The 19,889-nt window shown below is 72.1% G+C and carries 18 protein-coding genes; 17 read left to right on the forward strand and 1 reads right to left on the reverse strand.

Features of this window, described 5'->3' with window-relative positions; genetic code table 11:
• The first annotated feature begins 48 nt into the window (after window positions 1–48).
• Both ACQP1N_RS10520 and thiD read left to right on the forward strand, forming a co-directional pair.
• A complete protein-coding gene (locus ACQP1N_RS10520) occupies window positions 49–918 on the forward strand; it encodes a cellulose binding domain-containing protein (protein ID WP_433230763.1) in 870 nt (289 codons plus the stop codon).
• A gap of 54 nt (window positions 919–972) precedes the next feature.
• Window positions 973–1,785 carry a bifunctional hydroxymethylpyrimidine kinase/phosphomethylpyrimidine kinase gene (gene thiD, locus ACQP1N_RS10525; protein WP_067793774.1) on the forward strand — a complete coding sequence of 271 codons (813 nt, stop codon included), beginning with the start codon at window positions 973–975 and terminating at the stop codon, window positions 1,783–1,785.
• A gap of 88 nt (window positions 1,786–1,873) precedes the next feature.
• On the opposite strand, the gene rpmB is transcribed toward thiD, so the two are convergent.
• Window positions 1,874–2,068 (reverse strand): 50S ribosomal protein L28, encoded by a 195-nt coding sequence (rpmB, locus tag ACQP1N_RS10530; RefSeq protein WP_030164391.1) that lies wholly within the window; start codon window positions 2,066–2,068, stop codon window positions 1,874–1,876.
• Window positions 2,069–2,258: 190 nt separating this feature from the next.
• Here rpmB and ACQP1N_RS10535 point away from each other — a divergent pair, with 190 nt between their 5' ends.
• The 15 genes from ACQP1N_RS10535 to ACQP1N_RS10605 all read left to right on the forward strand — a co-directional run bounded on the left by ACQP1N_RS10535 (window position 2,259) and on the right by ACQP1N_RS10605 (window position 19,746).
• On the forward strand, window positions 2,259–3,836 hold the full coding sequence (locus ACQP1N_RS10535) for a DAK2 domain-containing protein (protein ID WP_433232657.1): 1,578 nt from the start codon (window positions 2,259–2,261) through the stop codon (window positions 3,834–3,836).
• 33 nt (window positions 3,837–3,869) lie between these two features.
• Entirely contained in the window at window positions 3,870–6,059 is a 2,190-nt protein-coding gene (recG, locus tag ACQP1N_RS10540) for an ATP-dependent DNA helicase RecG (protein ID WP_067793710.1), read from the forward strand.
• Window positions 6,056–6,622, forward strand: a complete 567-nt coding sequence (gene rsmD / locus ACQP1N_RS10545) for a 16S rRNA (guanine(966)-N(2))-methyltransferase RsmD (RefSeq protein ID WP_067793709.1) — start codon at window positions 6,056–6,058, stop codon at window positions 6,620–6,622. The genes recG and rsmD overlap by 4 nt, the downstream gene beginning before the upstream one ends.
• A 29-nt stretch (window positions 6,623–6,651) precedes the next feature.
• Window positions 6,652–8,103, forward strand: coding sequence for a penicillin-binding transpeptidase domain-containing protein (locus ACQP1N_RS10550; protein ID WP_433230770.1), 1,452 nt, complete (start codon window positions 6,652–6,654; stop codon window positions 8,101–8,103).
• 103 nt (window positions 8,104–8,206) lie between these two features.
• Window positions 8,207–8,689: a pantetheine-phosphate adenylyltransferase gene (gene coaD / locus ACQP1N_RS10555; RefSeq protein WP_067793707.1), complete on the forward strand. Its 483-nt coding sequence runs from the start codon at window positions 8,207–8,209 to the stop codon at window positions 8,687–8,689.
• A gap of 92 nt (window positions 8,690–8,781) precedes the next feature.
• The gene (locus ACQP1N_RS10560) at window positions 8,782–9,426 is read left to right on the forward strand and encodes a YceD family protein (protein WP_067793706.1); all 645 of its coding nucleotides are present in this window, start codon (window positions 8,782–8,784) and stop codon (window positions 9,424–9,426) included.
• Window position 9,427: 1 nt separating this feature from the next.
• Window positions 9,428–9,607: a 50S ribosomal protein L32 gene (rpmF, locus tag ACQP1N_RS10565; protein ID WP_067793705.1), complete on the forward strand. Its 180-nt coding sequence runs from the start codon at window positions 9,428–9,430 to the stop codon at window positions 9,605–9,607.
• A 282-nt stretch (window positions 9,608–9,889) separates the two neighbouring features.
• On the forward strand, window positions 9,890–10,669 hold the full coding sequence (gene rnc, locus ACQP1N_RS10570) for a ribonuclease III (protein WP_433230774.1): 780 nt from the start codon (window positions 9,890–9,892) through the stop codon (window positions 10,667–10,669).
• Window positions 10,662–11,594, forward strand: coding sequence for a bifunctional DNA-formamidopyrimidine glycosylase/DNA-(apurinic or apyrimidinic site) lyase (mutM, locus tag ACQP1N_RS10575; RefSeq protein WP_067793703.1), 933 nt, complete (start codon window positions 10,662–10,664; stop codon window positions 11,592–11,594). Before rnc ends, mutM begins: the two co-directional genes overlap by 8 nt.
• Window positions 11,594–11,884 (forward strand): acylphosphatase, encoded by a 291-nt coding sequence (locus ACQP1N_RS10580; protein ID WP_067793702.1) that lies wholly within the window; start codon window positions 11,594–11,596, stop codon window positions 11,882–11,884. The genes mutM and ACQP1N_RS10580 overlap by 1 nt, the downstream gene beginning before the upstream one ends.
• 178 nt (window positions 11,885–12,062) lie before the next feature.
• Window positions 12,063–12,260 carry a hypothetical protein gene (locus tag ACQP1N_RS10585; protein ID WP_021598747.1) on the forward strand — a complete coding sequence of 66 codons (198 nt, stop codon included), beginning with the start codon at window positions 12,063–12,065 and terminating at the stop codon, window positions 12,258–12,260.
• A gap of 1,020 nt (window positions 12,261–13,280) precedes the next feature.
• A complete protein-coding gene (gene smc, locus ACQP1N_RS10590; protein ID WP_433230777.1) occupies window positions 13,281–16,934 on the forward strand; it encodes a chromosome segregation protein SMC in 3,654 nt (1,217 codons plus the stop codon).
• Between the two features lie 584 nt (window positions 16,935–17,518).
• Entirely contained in the window at window positions 17,519–17,926 is a 408-nt protein-coding gene (locus ACQP1N_RS10595) for a globin domain-containing protein (RefSeq protein WP_433230780.1), read from the forward strand.
• Between the two features lie 6 nt (window positions 17,927–17,932).
• A complete protein-coding gene (locus ACQP1N_RS10600; RefSeq protein WP_433230783.1) occupies window positions 17,933–19,078 on the forward strand; it encodes a globin domain-containing protein in 1,146 nt (381 codons plus the stop codon).
• A 5-nt stretch (window positions 19,079–19,083) separates the two neighbouring features.
• Window positions 19,084–19,746 (forward strand): DivIVA domain-containing protein, encoded by a 663-nt coding sequence (locus tag ACQP1N_RS10605; protein ID WP_433230785.1) that lies wholly within the window; start codon window positions 19,084–19,086, stop codon window positions 19,744–19,746.
• The last annotated feature ends 143 nt before the right edge of the window (window positions 19,747–19,889 follow it).

Genomic DNA, 19,889 nt, shown 5'->3' on the forward strand with positions numbered 1-19,889 from the left:
AGGTTTGGTACGGGTTTGGTATACATCCTGTGATCGAAGAGGGATGGGATGGGACGACACACGAGGCACGAGCAACCGGACGACGAACCCCTACCGGGCGCTCCCGCGTCCCAGGGGTCGTACTACGGGGCTCCCGCCGACCCGTCCTTCGAGGCCTTCTCCGGGCCCACCGATGACCGGGTGTTCGTGTCGTCGTACGAGCGGCCTCGGCCGGGGCCGCCGCCGGCCGCGGAACGCCAGCACGGACCGCCCGGCTCATCCCACTTCGACCCGCTCCCAGGGGACTATCCGGGCGATTATCCCGGCGCCCCCGCCCCCGCCCCCGCCCCCGAGAACCCGCCGGAACGGCCGCGCGACAGGCCGGAGACCGAGTCCCACGCCGAATCGTCCGGCGGGAGCGGCTGGACGAGGCTCGTCTCGGTGCTGCCGCTCCCGCTGCTGCCGATCGTCGCGCTCGTCATCGCGGTCGGGATCGTCTCCTACGCGCTGAGCACGCAGCAGATATCGCTCAACTTCGCGGGCGGCGCCCCGCGCGAAACACTGAGCAACCCGCGCGACAGCCAGGTCTCCCAGCGCGGCCCGGGCGAGCGCGCCGGCCGCGGCACCGGCCGCGCCGACGGCCTCATCATCGCCTTCCGGGTCGCCGCCAAGACGCCCGGCGGTTTCAAGGCCACCGCCACCATCGCCAACAAGGGGCACCAGCCCGTCTCGAAGTGGGCGCTCGCCTTCAAGATCCCGAACGCCTCGGTCACCGCCGTCAGCGGCGCCACCGTCGTCCGGACCGGCCGGGTCGCGTTCGTGCGCGGCCAGGGCGGGATCGTACCCGGCGACACCGTCCGGGTCGTGTTCACCGCGCGCGGCACCGCCTCCCGGCCGTCCGCCTGCATCCTGAACAAGCTGCCCTGCAGCCTCGTGTGAGGACGCCGCCGGCCACGATCGCCGCGCCGGTCAGCGCACCATAAAGTGGACGGCATGTCGCGTATCTCGCCCTCGTCCCCGGCCCCGCCGCTCGTGCTCACCATCGCGGGCTCGGACTCCGGCGGCGGCGCCGGCATCCAGGCGGACCTGAAGACCATGCTCGCTCACGGCGTCCACGGGATGAGCGTCATCGCCGCCGTCACCGCGCAGAACTCGCTCGGCGTCCAGGGCTACTGGGAACTGCCGCCCGAGGCGGTGCGCGCGCAACTCGACTCCGTCCTGTCCGACATCGGCGCCCATGCGATCAAGACCGGGATGCTGGCGTCCACGGTGCTCGTCGAGACCGTCGCCGAGGCGCTCGCCGCCGCCGGCGCGCCCGTTGTCGTCGACCCCGTCGGTGTGTCGAAGCACGGCGACCCGCTGCTCGCTCCTGACGCCGTCCACGCCGTCCGCTCGGCGCTGCTGCCGGTCGCGACCGTCGCCACACCGAACCTGTACGAGGTGGAGCAGCTCACCGGCGTCAAGGTCGTGGACGAGGCGGGGCTGCGCGAGGCGGCCGAGGCCGTCAAGGCGCTCGGCCCGCGGTGGGTGCTGATCAAGGGCGGGCACCTGCCGGGAGAGCCCGCCGACCTGCTGTTCGACGGCGAGCACGAGCACCGTTTCACCGCGCCCCGGCACGACAACCGGCACACCCACGGAACCGGCTGCACGCTCGCGTCCGCCATCGCGTCCAACCTGGCGCTGGGTGAGGACGTCCCCGCGGCGGTGGCGAAGGCCAAGGAGTACGTGACGGGCGCGATCGCGGCCGGCTTCCCCCTCGGCGCCGGCATAGGACCCGTGGACCATGCCTGGCGCCACCGCCCCTGACCCAGGCACGCAAAGATTCGAGGCACGCAAAAGGCCGGCTCGCCGGGCGATGTCCGGTGAGCCGGCCCGAAGCCGTCGGGGACGGCGGTCAGACCGTGGGCTTGACGACCTTGCCGGCCTTGATGCAGGACGTGCAGGCGTTGATCCGCTTGGTGCTGCCGTTCACGACGGCGCGCACACGCTGGATGTTGGGGTTCCAGCGGCGCGGGGTGCGGCGGTGCGAGTGGGAGACGCGCATGCCGAAACCGGGTCCCTTGCCGCAGACGTCGCAGACGGAAGCCACGGGAAACTCCAAGTGGTATCGATGCTCTGACCGGAGCGCCGCCCCGGTGCCGCCGACGGACGGGCCGGGCATCATGGGTGCTCACTGACGAGCGCCTCGGACGAGGCGCACGGATCAGACTAGCCGACACCCCGCCGGTAGGCGAATCGCCGGCAGCGGGAGCGAGAAGGGGAGCGGGCTCTTGGGCGAGGTGCTCGACGGTGCGGCGGTGCGGCGGTGGTGCAGGCTGGCGGCGGACGCGCTCGGCCGTACCAGGGGCGAGATCGACGCGCTCAACGTCTTCCCCGTTCCGGACGGTGACACCGGCACCAACCTGCACCTGACCGTGATCGCGGCGGCGGACGCGCTGGACGAGCTGCCCGGCGCGGCGGGCTTCACCGAGACGTGGCGGGCGCTCGCGCAGGGGGCGCTGCTGGGCGCCCGGGGCAACTCGGGGGTGATCCTCAGCCAGGCGTTCCGCGGGCTCGCGGACGTCCTCGGCCCGCTGGAGGCGCCGCCGGACGGGACGGCGCTCGCGAGGGCGCTGAGCCACGCGTCCGGGCTGGCCCGCGGCGCCGTCGAGCATCCCGTGGAGGGGACGATCCTGAGCGTCCTCGCCGCGGCCGCCACGGCGTGCGCGTCGCCCGGCCTCGCCGAGGCGTGCCGCGACGCCGCCGCCGGGGCCCGCCGGGCGCTCCGCCGTACCACGGGCCAGCTGGAGGTCCTGGCGCGCAGCGGCGTGGTCGACGCGGGGGCGGCGGGGCTGTGCGTGGTGCTCGACGCGCTCGCCGCCGTGGTCACCGAGGAGTATCCCGAGCGGTACGAGGTGCCCGCCCGCATCGCCGGGACGCCGGCGCCCGCCGGGGCGCGCCCGGAACCGAAGGGCCCCGGCTACGAGGTCATGTACCTGCTGGACGCGCCGGACGACGCCGTCCACGCCCTGCGCGAGAGGCTCGACGCCCTCGGGGACTCCCTCGTCGTGGTGGGCGGCGACGGCCTGTGGAACGTCCACGTCCACGTGGACGACGCCGGCGCCGCGATCGAGGCGGGCATGGCGGCGGGGCGCCCGCACCGGATCCGGGTCGGCTACCTGCGCGTGGGCGCGGAGGAGGAGCCGCACGCCCCGCACACCGGACGCGCGGTCATCGCCGTGACCGCCGCCGACGGGCTGGCCGCGCTGTTCGAGGAGTGCGGCGCGCGGGTCGTCCGCCGTGGGCCGGGCACGGTGCCGCCGCTCGCGGTGCTGGCGGAGGCGATCCTCGCGGCGGGCGACGAGGTGACCGTCCTGCCCAACGAACCCGAGGTCCTGGGGCTCGCCGAGGCCGCCGCGGAGCGCGCGCGGGACGGCGGCGCGCGGATCGCGGTGGTGCCGACCAAGGCGTCCGTCCAGGGGATGGCGGCGCTGGCGGTCCACGACCCGCTGCGCCGCTTCAACGAGGACGTGATCGAGATGACCCGCGCCGCAGGGGCCACGCGGTTCGGCCACCTGGAAGTCGCGGGGCAGGAGGCGATGACGAGCGTCGGCCTATGTCAGCCCGGGGACGTCCTCGGCCTGATCGAAGGCGATGTCGTGACGATCGGAGCAGATGTCGTGGAGGTCGCCCGGAACGTCCTCGACCGCATGCTGTCCGGCGGGGGAGAGCTCGTCACGCTGATCATCGGGACCTACGCCCCGCCCGGCCTGGCGGACGAACTTGGGGAACATCTCCGCCTCGACCACCCCGACGTGGAGACCGGCGTTTACGACGGCGGGCAGGAACGGTACCCGCTCCTCATCGGCGTAGAGTGAATCCCGTCGTGCCCATGGGCTAGAAAAGACTGCGTGGCGAATCTCGACGAGCCGTTGCGCAAGGTCCTCGGCGACAAGACGGCCAAGGCGCTGGAGAAGGGACTCGACCTGCACACGGTCGGCGACCTGCTCCACCACTACCCGCGCCGTTACGCCCACCGCGGCGAGCTGACCTCGCTGAGCGGCCTGGAGGACGGCGAGCACGTCACGGTCATGGCGGAGGTCGTCAAGGTCCAGGGGCGCAGCCTCACCCGCAACCCCGGCTACGTCCTGGAGATCACCGTCACCGACGGCACCGGTCAGCTCAGGCTGAGCTTCTTCGGCCGTAAAGGCTCCTACACGGCCGAAAAGGAACTGTCGCCCGGCACCCGCGGCCTGTTCGCCGGGAAGATCAGCACCTACCGGCCGCGCGGCGGGAACGCCGTCCGGCAGCTCACCCATCCGCAGTACAAGGTCGTCCACGAGCGGAGCGCGGAGCAGGCGGCGCAGGAGTGGGCGGACGAGATCATCCCGATCTACCCGTCCACGAAGACGCTGCCCATCGAGACGATCGGCAGGTCCGTCGAGACCGTCCTGGCGCACCTGGACCTGCACGCCGACCCGATGCCCGAGGCCCTGCTCGGGCGCCGCGGACTGACCGGCCTGCGGGAGGCGTACGAGGGCATCCACCGCCCCAAGAGCTGGGACGAACTGAGCCGCGCCCGCAAGCGCCTCAAATGGGACGAGGCGTTCGTCGTCCAGATCGCCCTGGCCCAGCGCCGGCTCGCCGCCGCCGCCCTCCCCGCCAAGCCGCGCCCGCCCGTCTTCGGCGGCATCCAGGCGGAGTTCGACACGCGCCTGCCTTTCGAACTCACCAAGGGCCAGCGTGAGGTCGGCGACGAGATAGCCGCCGACCTGGCCGGGGAACACCCCATGCACCGCCTCCTCCAAGGCGACGTGGGCGCGGGCAAGACGGTGGTCGCGTTGCGGGCGATGTTGCAGGTCGTGGACGGCGGCGGGCAGGCGGCGCTGCTGGCGCCCACCGAGGTCCTCGCGCAGCAGCACTACCGGTCCATCACCGGGATGCTCGGTGACCTGGCGCAGGCGGGGCGGCTCGGCGGCGCGGAGCACGCGACCCGCGTCGCGCTGCTGACCGGGTCGCTGGCCGCCAAGGCGCGCAAGGAGGCGCTGCTGGACGCCGCGTCCGGCGCGGCCGGGATCGTCGTCGGCACCCACGCGCTGCTGCAGGAGAGCGTCCAGTTCGCCGACCTCGGGCTCGTCGTCGTGGACGAGCAGCACCGCTTCGGCGTCGAGCAGCGGGACGCGCTCCGCGAGAAGGTCGGCGGCGGGCGTCCGCACGTCCTGGTCATGACGGCGACGCCGATCCCGCGCACGGTCGCGATGACGGTGTTCGGCGACCTGGAGACCTCGGTGCTCGGGCAGCTCCCGGCGGGACGCTCGCAGATCCAGACCCACGTGGTGCCGCCGGAGAAACCCGCGTTCCTCGCCCGCACCTGGGAGCGCATCAAGGAGGAGGCCGCGAAGGGACGGCAGATCTACATCGTCTGCCCGCGCATCGGGGAACAGGAGGGTGACGAAGGCGACGCCGTGGCCGCCGAGGAAGGAGAGCGCCGGTCGCCGCTCGGCATCATGGAGATGCTGCCGAAACTGGAAGAACTCCTTGCCGGCCTGCGCATCGGCGTCCTGCACGGCAAGCTCCATCCCGACGAGAAGGACGCGGTGATGCGCCGCTTCACCGGACGGGAACTGGACGTCCTGCTCGCCACCACGGTCATCGAGGTCGGTGTGGACGTCCCCAATGCCACCGTCATGGTCATCATGGACGCCGACCGGTTCGGCGTCTCCCAGCTCCACCAGTTGCGCGGCCGGGTCGGCCGCGGCTCGCTGCCCGGCCTCTGCCTCCTGGTGACCGACGCCGAACCCGGCGGCAAGGCGCGGGAGCGGCTCGCCGCCGTCGCGTCCACCACCGACGGGTTCAAGCTGTCGAGGCTCGACCTGGAGCAGCGCCGCGAGGGCGACGTGCTGGGCGCCGCGCAGGCCGGCCGCGCCTCCAGCCTGCGGCTGCTCACCCTCCAGCGGGACGAGGACGTGATCCGCGACGCCCGCGAGGAGGCGACGGCGCTCGTGGAGAGCGACCCCGACCTGTCCGGTCACCCCGGCCTGGCGACCGTGCTGGCCTCCCTCCTGGACGAGGAACGCGCCGACTTCCTGGAGAAGGCATGACGCGGGTCATCGCGGGCCGCGCCGGCGGGCGGCGGCTCGCCGTCCCGCCGGGACGGGACACGAGGCCGACGAGCGACCGCGCCAGGGAGGGCCTGTTCTCCACCGTCCTCGCCCTGCTCGGCCCCCTGGACGGGCTGCGCGTCGCGGACCTGTACGCCGGGTCGGGCGCGGTCGGGCTCGAAGCGCTCTCCCGGGGCGCCGCGCACGCGCTGCTCGTCGAGTCGCATCCGCGGGCGATGAGGGTCATCCGGCAGAACATCGACGCGCTCGGGCTGCCCGGTGCCGTCCCCTGCCCGGACAAGGTGGAGCGGCTCGTCCGGAGGGAGCCCGGCGAGCCCTACGACCTGATCTTCGCCGACCCGCCGTACGCGCTGGCGGACGGTTCCGTCACCGTCCTGCTGGAGAACCTGCGCGACCACGGCTGGGCCGCCCCGGGCGCGCTGATCGTCGTGGAGCGCGCCGCGCGCGGGCCCGCGCTGCGGTGGCCGGACGGCTACGAGGCGGAGCGCGACCGGCGTTACGGCGAGGCGATTTTCTGGTACGGCCGCGCGGAAGGCCGTTGAGGCGAGGGAAGCGCGGGTAAAGGCATGCCATGAAGCCGGGGATCGACCGCGCGGTGGGCCGCACCTGGGTCGTCACCCTGGTGATGGTGATCGCGCTGATGGCGAACATCACCTATGTGCAGGGCTTCGATGCGCAGAACCTGCGCGACGACTCGCTCAACGCCCGCCAGTTCGAGGACCGCTTCAAGGTCGACCGCGGCCCCATCGTGGCGGACGGGGAACGGCTCGCCTGGTCGGAGGAGCGCGCCGACCACCGCTACCAGCGCCGCTACAAGGACGGTCCGGTCTTCGCGCCGATCACCGGCTACTTCTCCGTGTTCGCCCAGGCCGGGCTGGAGCAGGCCGAGAACCACTTCCTGGACGGCTCCGACGCCCGTCTCGCCACGTCGAACTTCGTCGACAAGCTCATCGGCGAGCACGTCCCCGGCGGGACCGTCGAGGCCACCGTGGACGTGAAGGCGCAGCGCGCCGCCTACGACGCGCTGGCGTCGAGCGGCGCGCGGCGCGCGGCGGCGGTGGTCCTGGACGCGGGCACCGGCGCGGTCCGGGTGATGGCGTCCACGCCGTCCTACGACCCGAACGACGTGTCGACGCTCGACCGGGAGAAGGCCGTGAACGCCTTCAACCGGCTGAGCGGCCAGAAGCTCAAGCCGCTGCTCAACAAGGCGACGGGGGAACTGTTCCCGCCCGGCTCCACGTTCAAGACCGTGGTCGCCGCGTCGGCGCTGGAGGCGGGCGCGAGCGCGGACACCCGGGTCAGGGCCGGACGCGGCTACCGGCCGCCGGGCGCCGGCCAGGCGATCAACAACGACGCGGGCGACATCGGCGGCTCCTGCGACCTGAACCGGATCCCGCTGATCGAGGCGTACGCCCAGTCGTGCAACACCACGTTCGCGTACATGGGGGCGGAGGAGCCCGGTAACGACGCCGTCCACCGGGAGGCGGCGGGGTTCGGGTTCGGCGACCGGATCGAGTACGCGAACGGCCTGAAGAGCGCCCCCAGTTCGTTCCCGGAGACCGACCAGCCCGCGCTCAGCGCGCTCGGCGCGATCGGGCAGGGCAGCACGGTCGCCTCGCCGCTGCAGATGGCCATGGTCGCCGCCGGCGTCCTCAACGACGGAGTGGTGATGCGGCCGCACCTCGTCGCCAAGGTACGCGCCTCGGACGGCTCCACCGTGGACACGATCTCGCCCAGGCGGATGTCGCGGGCGCTGACGTCCGGCCAGGCGAAGCAGATGCGGGACCTGATGAAGGCCGTCGTCGAGCGGGGGACGGGCAAGTCGCTGAAGGGGACCTCCGTCCTCGGCGGCAAGACCGGGACCGCCGACGTCGAGGGCGCCGCCTACAACGACCGCTGGTTCATCGGCTTCGGCCCGCCCGAGAACCCCGGGTACGCGGTCGCGGTGATGACCGAGGCGCCCGGCTACGGCATCGAGTCAGGCCCGATCGCCGCGAAGATCATCGACGCGCTGGGCGGCTGAGCGGGCGGCGCGGCCCCGCGATGAGCCCGGGTGAAAGCGAGCCGAATGCGATTTGGTACTTTCACGCCGCAGGTCAGAAACCGGGACCGAAGGGGTTCACATCGTGCGCCGTGTCGTCTGTCCGGGATCGTTCGACCCCGTCACCAACGGTCATCTCGACATCATCAGCCGCGCCTCCCGCCTCTACGACGAGGTGGTCGTCGCCGTGCTGATCAACAAGAACAAGAAGAGCCTGTTCACCGTGGACGAGCGGGCCGACATGATCACCGAGGTCACCCGGGAGTACGGCAACGTCACGGTGGACACCTTCTACGGGCTCACCGTCGACTACTGCAGGGAGCAGGACATCCCGGTGATCGTCCGGGGGCTGCGGGCCGTCAGCGACTACGAGTACGAGTTGCAGATGGCGCAGATGAACCACCGGATCGCCGGGGTCGAGACCCTGTTCATGGCGACGAACCCCGAGTACGCGTTCCTGTCGTCGAGCCTGATGAAGGAGGTCGTGAAGTTCGGGGGGGACATCTCCGGGCTCGTCCCCGACAGCGTCCACGAGCGGCTGGTGGAGCGGCTCCAGCGGGGGAACTGACCCCGGGGCCCGGCGCACGGGCCGCGAGTTGGGTCATCGCCCCTGGTTCGGTACCCTGGGACATCGGCCATCACAGGCGGCCGCCGTTCACCATGCCTCACGAAAGCAGGAATCCGCTGACTCGCCTCGACCCCAGCGCCCCTCTCGTGCTCGACACCCGAGCCCTGGGCAGGCAGGCCGGGTCGTCGCGGGAGGCGCACCTGACCGTGCCGGCACCGGAGGATTTCGGCGCCCGGATGGTGGGCGTCCCCACGGGCGCCGCGATCGAGCTGGACCTCCGGCTTGAAGCGGTGCTGGAGGGGGTGCTCGTCACCGGCACGGCGACGGTTCCCCTGGAGGGGGAGTGCTCCCGCTGCCTCGACCCGATCGCCTCGACCTTCGAGGCGGACTTCCAGGAGCTGTTCGTCTACGACGACACCCGCTCGGGCGGGAACGCCGACGACGACGAGCTCCGCCTCGAGGGCGACTTCATCGACCTCGAACCGGTCCTGCGGGACGCGGTGGTGCTCGCGCTGCCGCTGTCCCCGCTGTGCCGGGACGACTGCCCGGGCCTGTGCCCGGACTGCGGTGCACGGCTGGCGGACGTCGAGCCGGGGCACCACCACGACGCCGCCGACCCACGGTGGGCGGCGCTGCGAGACCTCGCCGGCGACATGGCGCCGGCCTCCCCCGACCGGGGGAACGGGAGTTCCGGCTCCCAGGGATCCGACCGACGAGAAGGAAGGCAGGAGGGCTGACGTGGCCGTCCCGAAGCGGAAGAAGTCGCGCAGCAACACGCGGCACCGGCGTGCGCAGTGGAAGACCGCGGCGCCGACCCTGGTCGAGTGCCCGGCGTGCCGCGACAAGAAGCTGCCGCACACCGCGTGCGCGACGTGCGGAACCTACGACCGGCGGCAGGTCATCACCCCGTCGGCCTGAGCCTTCTCGCATCCTGGGGGGCGGATCCGCGCGGACGGCGCGGCCCGCCCCCCACGGTGCGGGACGGACATCGCACCCCGACCACCCGGCGCGTGACGTCGGCGTGGTGAACGGCGCGGAGAACGCGCCCGGAGCCGTGGTGCACGCCGGGTCGGCAGACCGGCGCGCACCTCGTCTTCGCGGACCCCTCCCGCCGTGCGTCCCCGCCGTCCCGGCCGTTCCGGCCGGCGCGCCGCACCAGCGACCGCGCGATGCGCGGTGCACGGCCTGCGAGGAGGGCCCGTGAGCGCCAAGAGAAGCGAACCCGTGCCGGAGCGCGCGGAACTGACCGCGGCGCTCGGCGTCCAAGTGGACGACGAGCTGCTTGAACGGGCACTGACGCACCGTTCGTACGCCTACGAGAACGGCGGCCTGCCCACCAACGAGCGCCTGGAGTTCCTCGGCGACTCGGTGCTGGGCCTCGTCGTCACCGACACCCTGTTCCGGGGCCATCCCGACCTGCCCGAGGGGCAGCTGGCGAAGCTGCGCGCCGCCGTGGTCAACATGCGCGCCCTCGCGGGCGTGGCCCGCGGCCTCGGCGTCGGCGCCCACATCCGGCTCGGCCGCGGCGAGGAGGGCACCGGGGGCCGCGACAAGGCGTCCATCCTGGCCGACACCCTGGAGGCGCTGATCGGCGCGGTGTACCTGGACCGCGGGCTGGCGGAGGCGTCCGCCCTCGTGCACCGGCTCTTCGACGCGCTGATCGCCCGGTCGGCCGGCCTCGGCGCGGGGCTCGACTGGAAGACCTCGCTGCAGGAGCTCACCGCCGTGGAGGAACTCGGCGTCCCCGAGTACCACGTCGCCGAGAGCGGGCCCGACCACCAGAAGACGTTCCGCGCCTCGGTGCGGGTCGGCGGGAAGACCTACGGGTCGGGCGAGGGCCGCAGCAAGAAGGAGGCCGAGCAGCACGCCGCCGAGGCCGCCTGGAACGAGATCCGCGCGATCGTCGTCCAGCGGGAGGCCGAGGCGCAGGGCGGGCAGGCCACACGGGAAGCGGGCCAGGCGGCCCAGGCCGGTGCCTGAGCTTCCCGAGGTCGAGGTCGTCCGGCGCGGCCTGGAACGCTGGACGACCGGCCGGACGATCGCCTGCGCCGAGGTGCTGCACCCCCGCTCGGTGCGCCGCCACGAGGCGGGCCCGGCCGACTTCGCCGCCCGCCTCAAGGGCCGCACCATGCTCACCCCCCGCCGCCGCGGCAAGTACATGTGGATCCCGCTGGACGGGGAGTCCGGGGGGCCGCCCCCGCGGAACGGCTCCGGCGGCCCCGGTGAGGCGATGCTGGCCCATCTGGGCATGAGCGGGCAGCTGCTCGTCGGTGAGCCGGACCGGGAGCGCGAGAAGCACCTGCGGGTCCGGATCGTCTTCGACGACGGCGGCCACGACCTCCGCTTCGTCGACCAGCGGACGTTCGGCCATCTCATGGTGACCGACCTCGTCCCGGACGCCTTCTCGGCGGAGGCGCTCGTCCCGGAACCGATCGTGCACATCGCCGCCGACCCGCTGGAGGACGCGTTCGACGCGGAGACGTTCTTCCGCGCGCTCCGCCGCCGCAGGACCGGGATCAAACGGGCGCTCCTCGACCAGTCACTGATCAGCGGGGTCGGCAACATCTACGCCGACGAGGCGCTGTGGCGGGCGAGGCTGCACTGGGCGCGGCCGACCGACACGATGACGCGGGCGGAGGCCACGCGCGTCCTGGAAGCCGCACGGGACGTCATGGGGGCCGCCCTGGCGGTCGGCGGCACGTCCTTCGACAGCCTGTACGTCAACGTGAACGGCGAGAGCGGCTACTTCGAACGCTCCCTCGACGCCTACGGGCGGCGGGACGAGCCGTGCCGCCGCTGCGGCACCCCGATCCGCCGCGACGAGTTCATGAACCGTTCGTCCTACAGTTGCCCGGTGTGCCAGCCGCGCCCCAGGCGCGCCCGCCACCAGGGTTCCGGAACGTGATGGACGACGAGGAGATCGTGCGGCTCACCGCCTGGGTGCGCGGACGCGTCCAGGGCGTCGGGTTCCGCTGGTGGGTGCGGTCACGGGCACTGGAGCTCGGCCTGGCCGGCAGCGCGTCGAACCTGAGCGACGGACGCGTGGAGGTCGTCGCGGAGGGCCCCCGAGGCAGGTGCCGGCAGCTTCTCGACCTGCTGGGCGGTGACACGCCGAGCCGTCCGGGCAAGGTCACGGGCGTGGCGGAGCGCTGGAGCGCCCCGCGCGGCGAGGCCCCCGGCTTCGTGGAGCGCTGACGGGTTGGGGGGTTTCGGGTTTCACCTGCTAAACTAGTAGAGGAAGGTTGTTACCGGCCTGTGATGTGCGTCTTGACCAGGACACCGGCCGGTGCGACTCTAGACGATACGCGCACCGACTTCAGCTGTTTCTCGTGCGCGATCCCTGCTGGTTACTCAGCGTGGAGGACCCTTAGTCATGGCGAAGGCTCTACTCGGCCACGTCGGCGGTCCCGACCCCCGGATGGTCGCGGAGATGCGGCGCCTGCAGCAGCGCGTACGTGATCTGGAGGCCGAGCTCGTACGGCTTCAGGCAGAGAACGACGCGCTTGCGACGGCGACGGACGACGATGTGATGTCGCTGGCGGTGAAGGACCGTGAACCGGCGCTGACCTGATCGGCGCCTCATTTCCGGAAAGCTAGGGACGCCGCCACCTGGCGTCCCTTCTGTATTCATTGCTTCGCTCTCGGCGTCAGGCGCTGGCGCGCCTTCCTTCCACGAGCAAAGCGGCGATCGCTGTGTTGTTTGCGTCGCCCTTGGCGTCGGGCGCTGGAGCGCCCTCCTTCAACGGGCAACGCGGCGATCGCTGGCATCGCTCCGGCTCGCCCGGGGGCTCGCTGCGCGATCAGGTTCTCGCTTCGCTTGAACCTGCCTTCGGACGCGATCGCAACGCGGCGGGTTGTTGCGGGGCTGGGCTAAAGACAGCGTGCCTTCAGGTTGTCGCGTGGCTCTGGGGCGGGTGCTGGCGCGCCTTCCTGCAACGGGTGAAGCGGTGATCGCCGCATCGCTCCGGCTCGCCCAGGGGCTCGCTGCGCGATCAGGTTCTTGCTTTGCTTGAACCTGCCTTTGGGCGCGATCGCAACGCGGCGGGTTGCTGCGGGGCTGGGGTGGTCGCGTCTGTTGTGTTTTTGCCTTGCCTTCGGTGTCGGGTCCTCCTGTAACGGGTCGCGCGGCGATCGCTCCGGTTCGCTGCGCGATCAGGTTCTCCCGGCTAAGGCTTCGGACGTGATCGCAATGCTGGAGTCGCTGGGGCTTCACGCCCAGAGAGGCTGCCTTCTCTTGGGGTGTCGGTGATGAGTGGTCGGCCCCCGCGGTGGTTGTAGCTGCGCAGGGTTGTTTTGTGACGCTGTGCGAGGCCGACGTTCTCTTTGTGCGCCTGCCTGCGGTGGTGGCGGCGCTTTTCGGTATGGGCCAGGGTGACCACCCTGGGGGGTTTGGGGTGCCCGGAATTGGGGCTTTGAGTTGGTTGGGGTGGGGTGGGGCATTCGTTCGGAGGCGGAGCCGGGAGGAAGGGGCGGGGGTCGGTATTCGCGGTGGCCAGGGTCGTCGGTGCAGGTACGCGATAGCCTCTAGCGTTGCGGTCGTGGACGGGTCCCGGCGGCCGGGGCCGTGCGGAGCAGGGAGGATGGCGGGGGTTTGTACCTGAAGACCTTGACGTTGCGCGGCTTCAAGTCCTTCGCGTCCTCCACAACGCTCAAGTTCGAGCCGGGGATCACGGCCGTCGTGGGGCCGAACGGGTCCGGCAAGTCCAATGTCGTGGACGCGCTGGCCTGGGTGATGGGGGAACAGGGCGCCAAATCGCTGCGCGGCGGCAAGATGGAGGACGTCATCTTCGCCGGGACGGCCAACCGGGCGCCGCTGGGGCGCGCCGAGGTCGTGCTGACGATCGACAACTCCGACGGGGCGCTGCCGATCGACTACACCGAGGTGACGATCAGCCGGCTGATGTTCCGGTCGGGGTCGAGCGAGTACGCGATCAACGGTGACGCGTGCCGGCTGCTGGACATCCAGGAACTGCTGTCGGACTCGGGCATCGGCCGCGAGATGCACGTGATCATCGGGCAGGGGCAGCTCGACCGCGTCCTGCACTCGGGGCCGGAGGGACGCCGGGCGGTCATCGAGGAGGCGGCCGGCGTCCTCAAGCACCGCAAGCGCAAGGAGAAGGCGCTGCGGAAACTGGACGCGATGCAAGGCAACCTCACCCGCGTCCAGGACCTCACGGGGGAGCTGAGACGGCAGCTGAAGCCGCTGGGCAAGCAGGCCGAGATCGCGCGGCGGGCGGCGGTGATCCAGGCCGATCTGCGCGACGCGAGACTGCGGCTGCTGGCCGACGACCTGGTCACGCTGCGCAGGAGGCTGGATCAGGAGGCCGCCGACGAGGCGGCGATCCGGGAGCGGCGCACCGAGACGGAGCGGGCGCTGAGCGGGGCGCAGGAGCGCGAGGCCGTCCTGGAGGCGGAGGAGGCGGAGCAGGCGCCGCGGCTCGCGCAGGTCCAGGACACCTGGTTCCGGCTGTCGGCGCTGAAGGAGCGGCTGCGGGGCGTCGCCGATCTCGCCGCGGAGCGGCATCGCAATGCCGCGGAGGCGCGCGAGGAGGAGCGGCGGGGCCGCGACCCCGAGGACATGGAGCGTGAGGCCGCCGAGATCCGGGAGCAGGAGGAGATGCTCCGCGCCGTGCTGGACGAGGCGCAGGACGGGCTGGCCACCGCCGTGGACGAGCGGTCCGGTGCCGAGGAGGCGCTCGCGGGCGAGGAGCGCAGGCTGCAGGCGGCCGCGCGGGCCGCCGCCGACCGGCGTGAGGAACTGGCCCGGCTGCGCGGCCGGGTGGAGGCGCTGCGCAGCAAGGCGCAGGCCGGACGGTCGGAGATCGGGCGGCTCACCGAGGCGCGCGAGGAGGCCGAGCAGCGCGCCGAGGACGCCCGGATGGAGTTCGAGGCGTTCGAGGCCGAGGTCGTCGAGGACCCGGCGCTCGCCGCCGAGCACGAGGCGGCGCAGGAGGCGCTCGCGACCGCGAAGGACGCCGCCGAGTCCGCGCGTGCGGCCGTGGACGGTCCGCGCCGGGCACTGAAGGAGGCCCGCGCGGCCGTCGGGGCGGCGCGGTCCGCCGATCAGGCCGCGCAGAAGAAGGTCACGGCGCTGCAGGCCCGGATCGAGGCCCTGAACTTGACGCTGGCCGGCGCCGCCGACGGTGGAGAGGCCCTGCTGGCGGCGGGCGCCGACGGGTCGCTGGACGGTGTGCTGGGGACGGTCGCGTCGCTGCTGAACGTCCGCCCCGGATATGAGACGGCGATCGCCGCCGTGCTCGGCAACGCCGCGGAGGCGATCGCCGTCGGGTCGCTGGAGACGGCCGAGGCCGCGCTCACGCTGCTGCGCTCCCGGGACGCCGGACGGGCCGGGCTGCTCATCGGAGGGGGAGCGGTGGCGCCGTCCGCGCGGACGCCGGGCGCCGACTACGCGCTCGACGCGGTGAGCGTCCCCGATCCGGTGCGGCCCGCTCTTGAGCATCTTCTGCGGGACGTGGTCGTGGTGGACGGCGTTTCGGACGCCGCCGCCCTCGTCCGCAGGGAGCCGTCGCTGCGCGCCGTCACCCGTGAAGGTGAGCTGGTCGGTGCGCACTGGGCGCAGGGAGGCGCGGCCGGGAGCGGCCGGGGCCTTCTGCAGATGCGGGCGACGCTCGATGAGGCCACCGAGGACCTTGCCGCGGCCGAGACCGCGGCAGGAATCGCCGCCGATGAGCTTCATGCGGCGACCGAGCGTGAGGCATCCGCCCAGGCGGCGCTGGAAGCCGCTGAGGCCGCCGCCGGTGAGGCCCAGTCCAGCGTGAACCGGGCCCAGGGCGAACTTGACCGCGTCCGCGCGCGCTTGCGTGAGTTCGACGCCCAGGCCGCGCAGGAGGCCAAGCGCGCCGCCCGGCTGGAGGCCGATGCCCGCGCCGCCCGGGGCGAGGTGGAGCGGCTGAGCAAGGCGCTCGACGCGGCGAGCGAGTCCCTGGAGCGTGACACGCAGGCGGCCGAGGAACTCGCGATGCGGCTCGCCGAGGCGGAGGAGGCCGCCGAGGTCGCCGACGAGGCCGGGCACGACACCGAGGCGCGCGACGAGCTGAACGCCCGCTGCCAGGAACTGCGCACCGCCGAGATGGAGGCGCGGCTGTCGGTCCGCACCGCCGAGGAACGCGTCCAGGCGATCGCCGGCCGCGCCGACAACCTCGAACGCGGTGCCCGCCGCGAACGCGAGGAGCGCGCCCGCGCCGCCCAGCGCCGCGCTCGCCGTGAGGAACAGGCCCGGGTCGCCAAGGCCGTCCTCCAGGGTGCCCGGACGGCCCTCGACCGCATCGAGCACTCCCTCGCCGCCGCCGTCCGCCGCCGCGAGGCCGCCGAGCAGGCCAAGGCCGCCCGCGAGGCCGAGCTGAAGGTCGTCCGGACGCAGGTGCGCGAGCTGTCCGCGACCCTGGAACGCCTGGTCAACGTCGTGCACGGCAACGAGGTCGCGCGCGCCGAACAGCGGCTCCGGCTGGAGCAGTACGAACAGCGGGCCCTGGAGGAGTTCGGCCTGGAGGTCGAGTCGCTCGTCGCCGAGTACGGGCCCGACCAGCTCGTCCCGCCCGACCCCGAGAAGGGGGAGGACGCGCAGCCCGTCCCCTATGACCGGACCGTCCAGGAGAAGCGGGCCAAGACCGCCGAGCGCCAGCTCAACCAGCTCGGCAAGGTCAACCCGCTCGCCCTGGAGGAGTTCGCGGCGCTGGAGGAACGGCACGCGTTCCTCACCTCCCAGCTGGAAGACCTCAAGAAGACCCAGCGGGAACTGCTCGGCCTCGTCAAGGAGGTCGACGACCGCGTCCAGCAGGTGTTCGCCGCCGCCTACGACGACACCGCCCGCGAGTTCGAGCGGATCTTCGCCCGGCTGTTCCCCGGCGGCGAGGGCAGCCTGTCGCTGACCGAACCCGACGACATGCTCACCACCGGCGTCGAGGTCGCGGCCCGCCCGCCGGGCAAGAAGGTCAAGCGGCTGTCGCTGCTGTCGGGCGGCGAGCGGTCGCTGGTCGCGATCGCGTTCCTCGTCGCCGTGTTCAAAGCCCGCCCGTCCCCGTTCTACGTGCTGGACGAGGTCGAGGCCGCGCTGGACGACACCAACACGCAGCGGCTGCTCACCGTCTTCGAGGAACTGCGCGAGTCGTCCCAGCTCATCATCATCACGCACCAGAAGCGCACCATGGAGGGCGCCGACGCCCTCTACGGCGTCAGCATGCGCGGCGACGGCGTCACCCAGGTCGTCAGCCAGCGGTTGTGCTGATTGCTTCGCTCTCGGCGTCGGGCCTTGGCGGCCCTCCTTCAACGAGCAAAGCGGCGATCGCTGCATCGCTCCGGCTCGTTTAGGGGCTCGCTGCGCGATCAGGTTCTCGCAGGCTCGAACCTGGCTTCGCACGCGATCGCAACGCTGAGGTTGTTGCGTGGCTGGGGTTAAAGACAGCGTGCCTTTAGGTCGTTGTGGGGCTGAGGTGGGGGCCGGTGTGATCACGTCCGGTTGGTTCCTGCGGGCTCGGACATGATCGGAACGCCTGGGGTCGCTGCGGATTTTACATGTCCGTAATATCTGTCTCCATCGTTGGAGCGTTACATCGTACGGGGACCGGGAAATTCGGACATGCGGTAATTCCTGTCCTTGAGATTTTCGGTGTTCGGCAGCCGGGGGATCGTGGGATGTTCTCCCTGGTCGTGTCCGTCGAAAGGGCCACGGTGCACTGAACGTGACGGGATGGCGACGCTGGCGGACTTGTGTGTTTTGAAGCGCATCGGCTACCCATATGCACCGTGGTTCTCCGGCCACCCCGACCGGGCATCTGGCGCCCGCTAAGGAGAATCAGAGAGGTGCTACCCGTGGACGCCTGGAAACTCAAGGAAAATTTCGCCCTGGTGGGCGCTAATGGCGTGGACGTCGCCGAATATTTCTACGCCGACCTTTTCGCGCGTGCGCCGCAGCTCAGGTCCATGTTTCCGGCGGCGATGGTGAAACAGCACGAGGTGCTGCTCGCCGCGCTGTCCCAGATCGTCGGCTCGGTCGACGATCCCGCCGCGCTCGTCCCGTTCCTGCAGGACCTCGGCCGCCGCCACCGCGGCTTCGGTGTCGTCGCCGAGCACTACCCGCTCGTCGGCGCCAGCCTGCTGGCGACCCTCGCCCACTTCAGCGGCCCCGCCTGGACCGAGGACCTCGAACGCGGCTGGACGGCCGCCTACGGCCTCGTCGCCGAGGTCATGACGGAGGCCACCGCCGAGCCCGCCTCCTGATCCGGCGTGGACGCCCAGCGACTGAAGCACAGCTTCGACCGGGTCGCCCGGCAGGGCGACTCCGTCGCGATGTTCTTCTACTCCGACCTGTTCGTGCGCAATCCCCACCTGCGCGACATGTTCCCGATCGGGATGAGCGGTCAGCGCGACAAGCTGCTGCGCGCCCTCGGGCACATCGTGGCCCAGGTCGACGACCTGCCCGCCCTCGTCCCGTTCCTGCGCCAGCTCGGCCGCGACCACCGCAGGTTCGGGATCGTCGCCGAGCACTACCCGCACGTCGGCGCCAGCCTCCTCGCCACCCTCCGGCACTTCACCGGGGACGACTGGACCGATGACGTCGAGAGCGACTGGAACGCCGCCTACAGCCTGGTCGCCAAGGTCATGCTGGAGGCCGCCGACGAAGACGCCCTGAGCCGGCCCGCCTGGTGGAACGGCCAGGTCGTCGCGGTCGAGCGGCGCCGGTTCGACATCGCCGTCCTGCGCGTCCAGCCGGACCGGCCGCTGCCGTACCTGCCCGGCCAGTCCGTCGCGCTGGAGGTGCCGTCCCGGCTGCGGCACTGGCGGTACTACTCGATGGCGAACGCGCCCCGTCCCGACCACACCGTGGACTTCCACGTCCGGCTGGTGGACGGCGGGCCGGTGAGCCCGGTGCTGGTGCGCGGCACCGAGGCCGGCGACCGGGTCCGGATGGGCGCCCCCATCGGCACGCTCACGCTGGACGAGGAATCCCCGCGCGACGTGCTGCTCGTCGCGGGCAGCACCGGCCTGGCCCCGCTCAAGGCGATCCTGGAGCAGATCTCGCACCGCCCCGTCCCGCCGCGCGTGCACCTGTTCTTCGGCGCCCAGACCCGCGACGGCCTCTACGACCTGGAGCACCTCACCAAGCTGGCCTGCGAGTTCCGCTGGCTGACGGTCGTGTCCGCCGTGTCGGACGAGCCCGGTGGGCACGGCCTCTCGGCGGTGCTCCGTCCGGGCGACGTCGAGTACGGCAACCTGTCGGACGTCGTGGCGGGGCACGGCCCCTGGGACGGTCATGACGCCTACGTGTGCGGGCCGTCCGCGATGGTCGGCCACACCGTCGAGCAGCTGACGCGGCTCGGTATCGCGCGTGACCGCATCCGCTTGGAAACCTTCACCGAGGCACAGAGGTGAGCGCGTTGAACCCCCCGAACCTTCCCGTCGTCTCCGAGGGCTCGCGGCTGACCCCGGGCGAGCTCCACTCGGTGGTGTTCGCCCGGGCCGCCCTCGGGCGCCGCGGATACGACGAGGAGCAGGTCCGTGACTTCCTGGCGCACGTCGAGCGGGAACTCGTCCTGATCTACAACGACAAGGCGGCCCTCGCCGACGAGGTGAACCGGCTGCGCGCCCAGGTGGCCCAGGGCGGCGCGCCCGGCGTGATGGCGCCCGAGGACGCCCACTTCCAGGCCGTCCGCATCCTGTCGCAGGCCCAGCAGACCGCCGACCTGTACGTCGCGGACGCCGAACGCTACACCCGGGAGCTGGCCCACGAGGCGCGGCTGCACCGGGAGGCGATCCTGGCCGACGCCAAGGGCCGCGCGGAGCACATGCTGGAGGACGCCCATCGCAAGGCCGCCGAGGTCGCGGACGCCGCCGTCCGCGCCGCGCCGCCCCCGCCCGCCCGTCCCGTGCCGCTCCCGGACGACGAGCGCCGCGCGATGGAACGAGAGATCGCCTACCTGCGCACCTACAGCGACGTGTACCGCACCCACCTGCGCTCCTATCTGGAGGCGCTCCTCCGCAACGTCGACGAATGGGAATCCTCCGAACGGGCATCCCTCCCGGGCCGCTCACCGGACTGATCCCGCCTCGCCGAGCCGACCGGCCGCGGCGTCCCGAGCGGATCGCGCGGTCCCGGCTCACCAGTACCGTGGCGTGCGGACCGACCGGCTCATAACAGGAGGTCCGGGGGGTCGCTTCCCTGGGTAACACCTTCTGGGAAACT

The sequence above is a fragment of the Actinomadura formosensis genome (assembly GCF_050948385.1).
Taxonomy (GTDB): domain Bacteria; phylum Actinomycetota; class Actinomycetes; order Streptosporangiales; family Streptosporangiaceae; genus Spirillospora; species Spirillospora formosensis.

What these genes read in the sequence shown, in the direction of transcription:
- ACQP1N_RS10520 (WP_433230763.1), top strand. Translation starts at nt 49, where the DNA reads ATGGGACGACACACGAGGCACGAGCAACCGGACGACGAACCCCTACCG.
- thiD (WP_067793774.1), top strand. Translation starts at nt 973, where the DNA reads ATGTCGCGTATCTCGCCCTCGTCCCCGGCCCCGCCGCTCGTGCTCACC.
- rsmD (WP_067793709.1), top strand. Translation starts at nt 6,056, where the DNA reads ATGACGCGGGTCATCGCGGGCCGCGCCGGCGGGCGGCGGCTCGCCGTC.
- ACQP1N_RS10550 (WP_433230770.1), top strand. Translation starts at nt 6,652, where the DNA reads ATGAAGCCGGGGATCGACCGCGCGGTGGGCCGCACCTGGGTCGTCACC.
- ACQP1N_RS10560 (WP_067793706.1), top strand. Translation starts at nt 8,782, where the DNA reads ATGCCTCACGAAAGCAGGAATCCGCTGACTCGCCTCGACCCCAGCGCC.
- ACQP1N_RS10580 (WP_067793702.1), top strand. Translation starts at nt 11,594, where the DNA reads ATGGACGACGAGGAGATCGTGCGGCTCACCGCCTGGGTGCGCGGACGC.
- ACQP1N_RS10585 (WP_021598747.1), top strand. Translation starts at nt 12,063, where the DNA reads ATGGCGAAGGCTCTACTCGGCCACGTCGGCGGTCCCGACCCCCGGATG.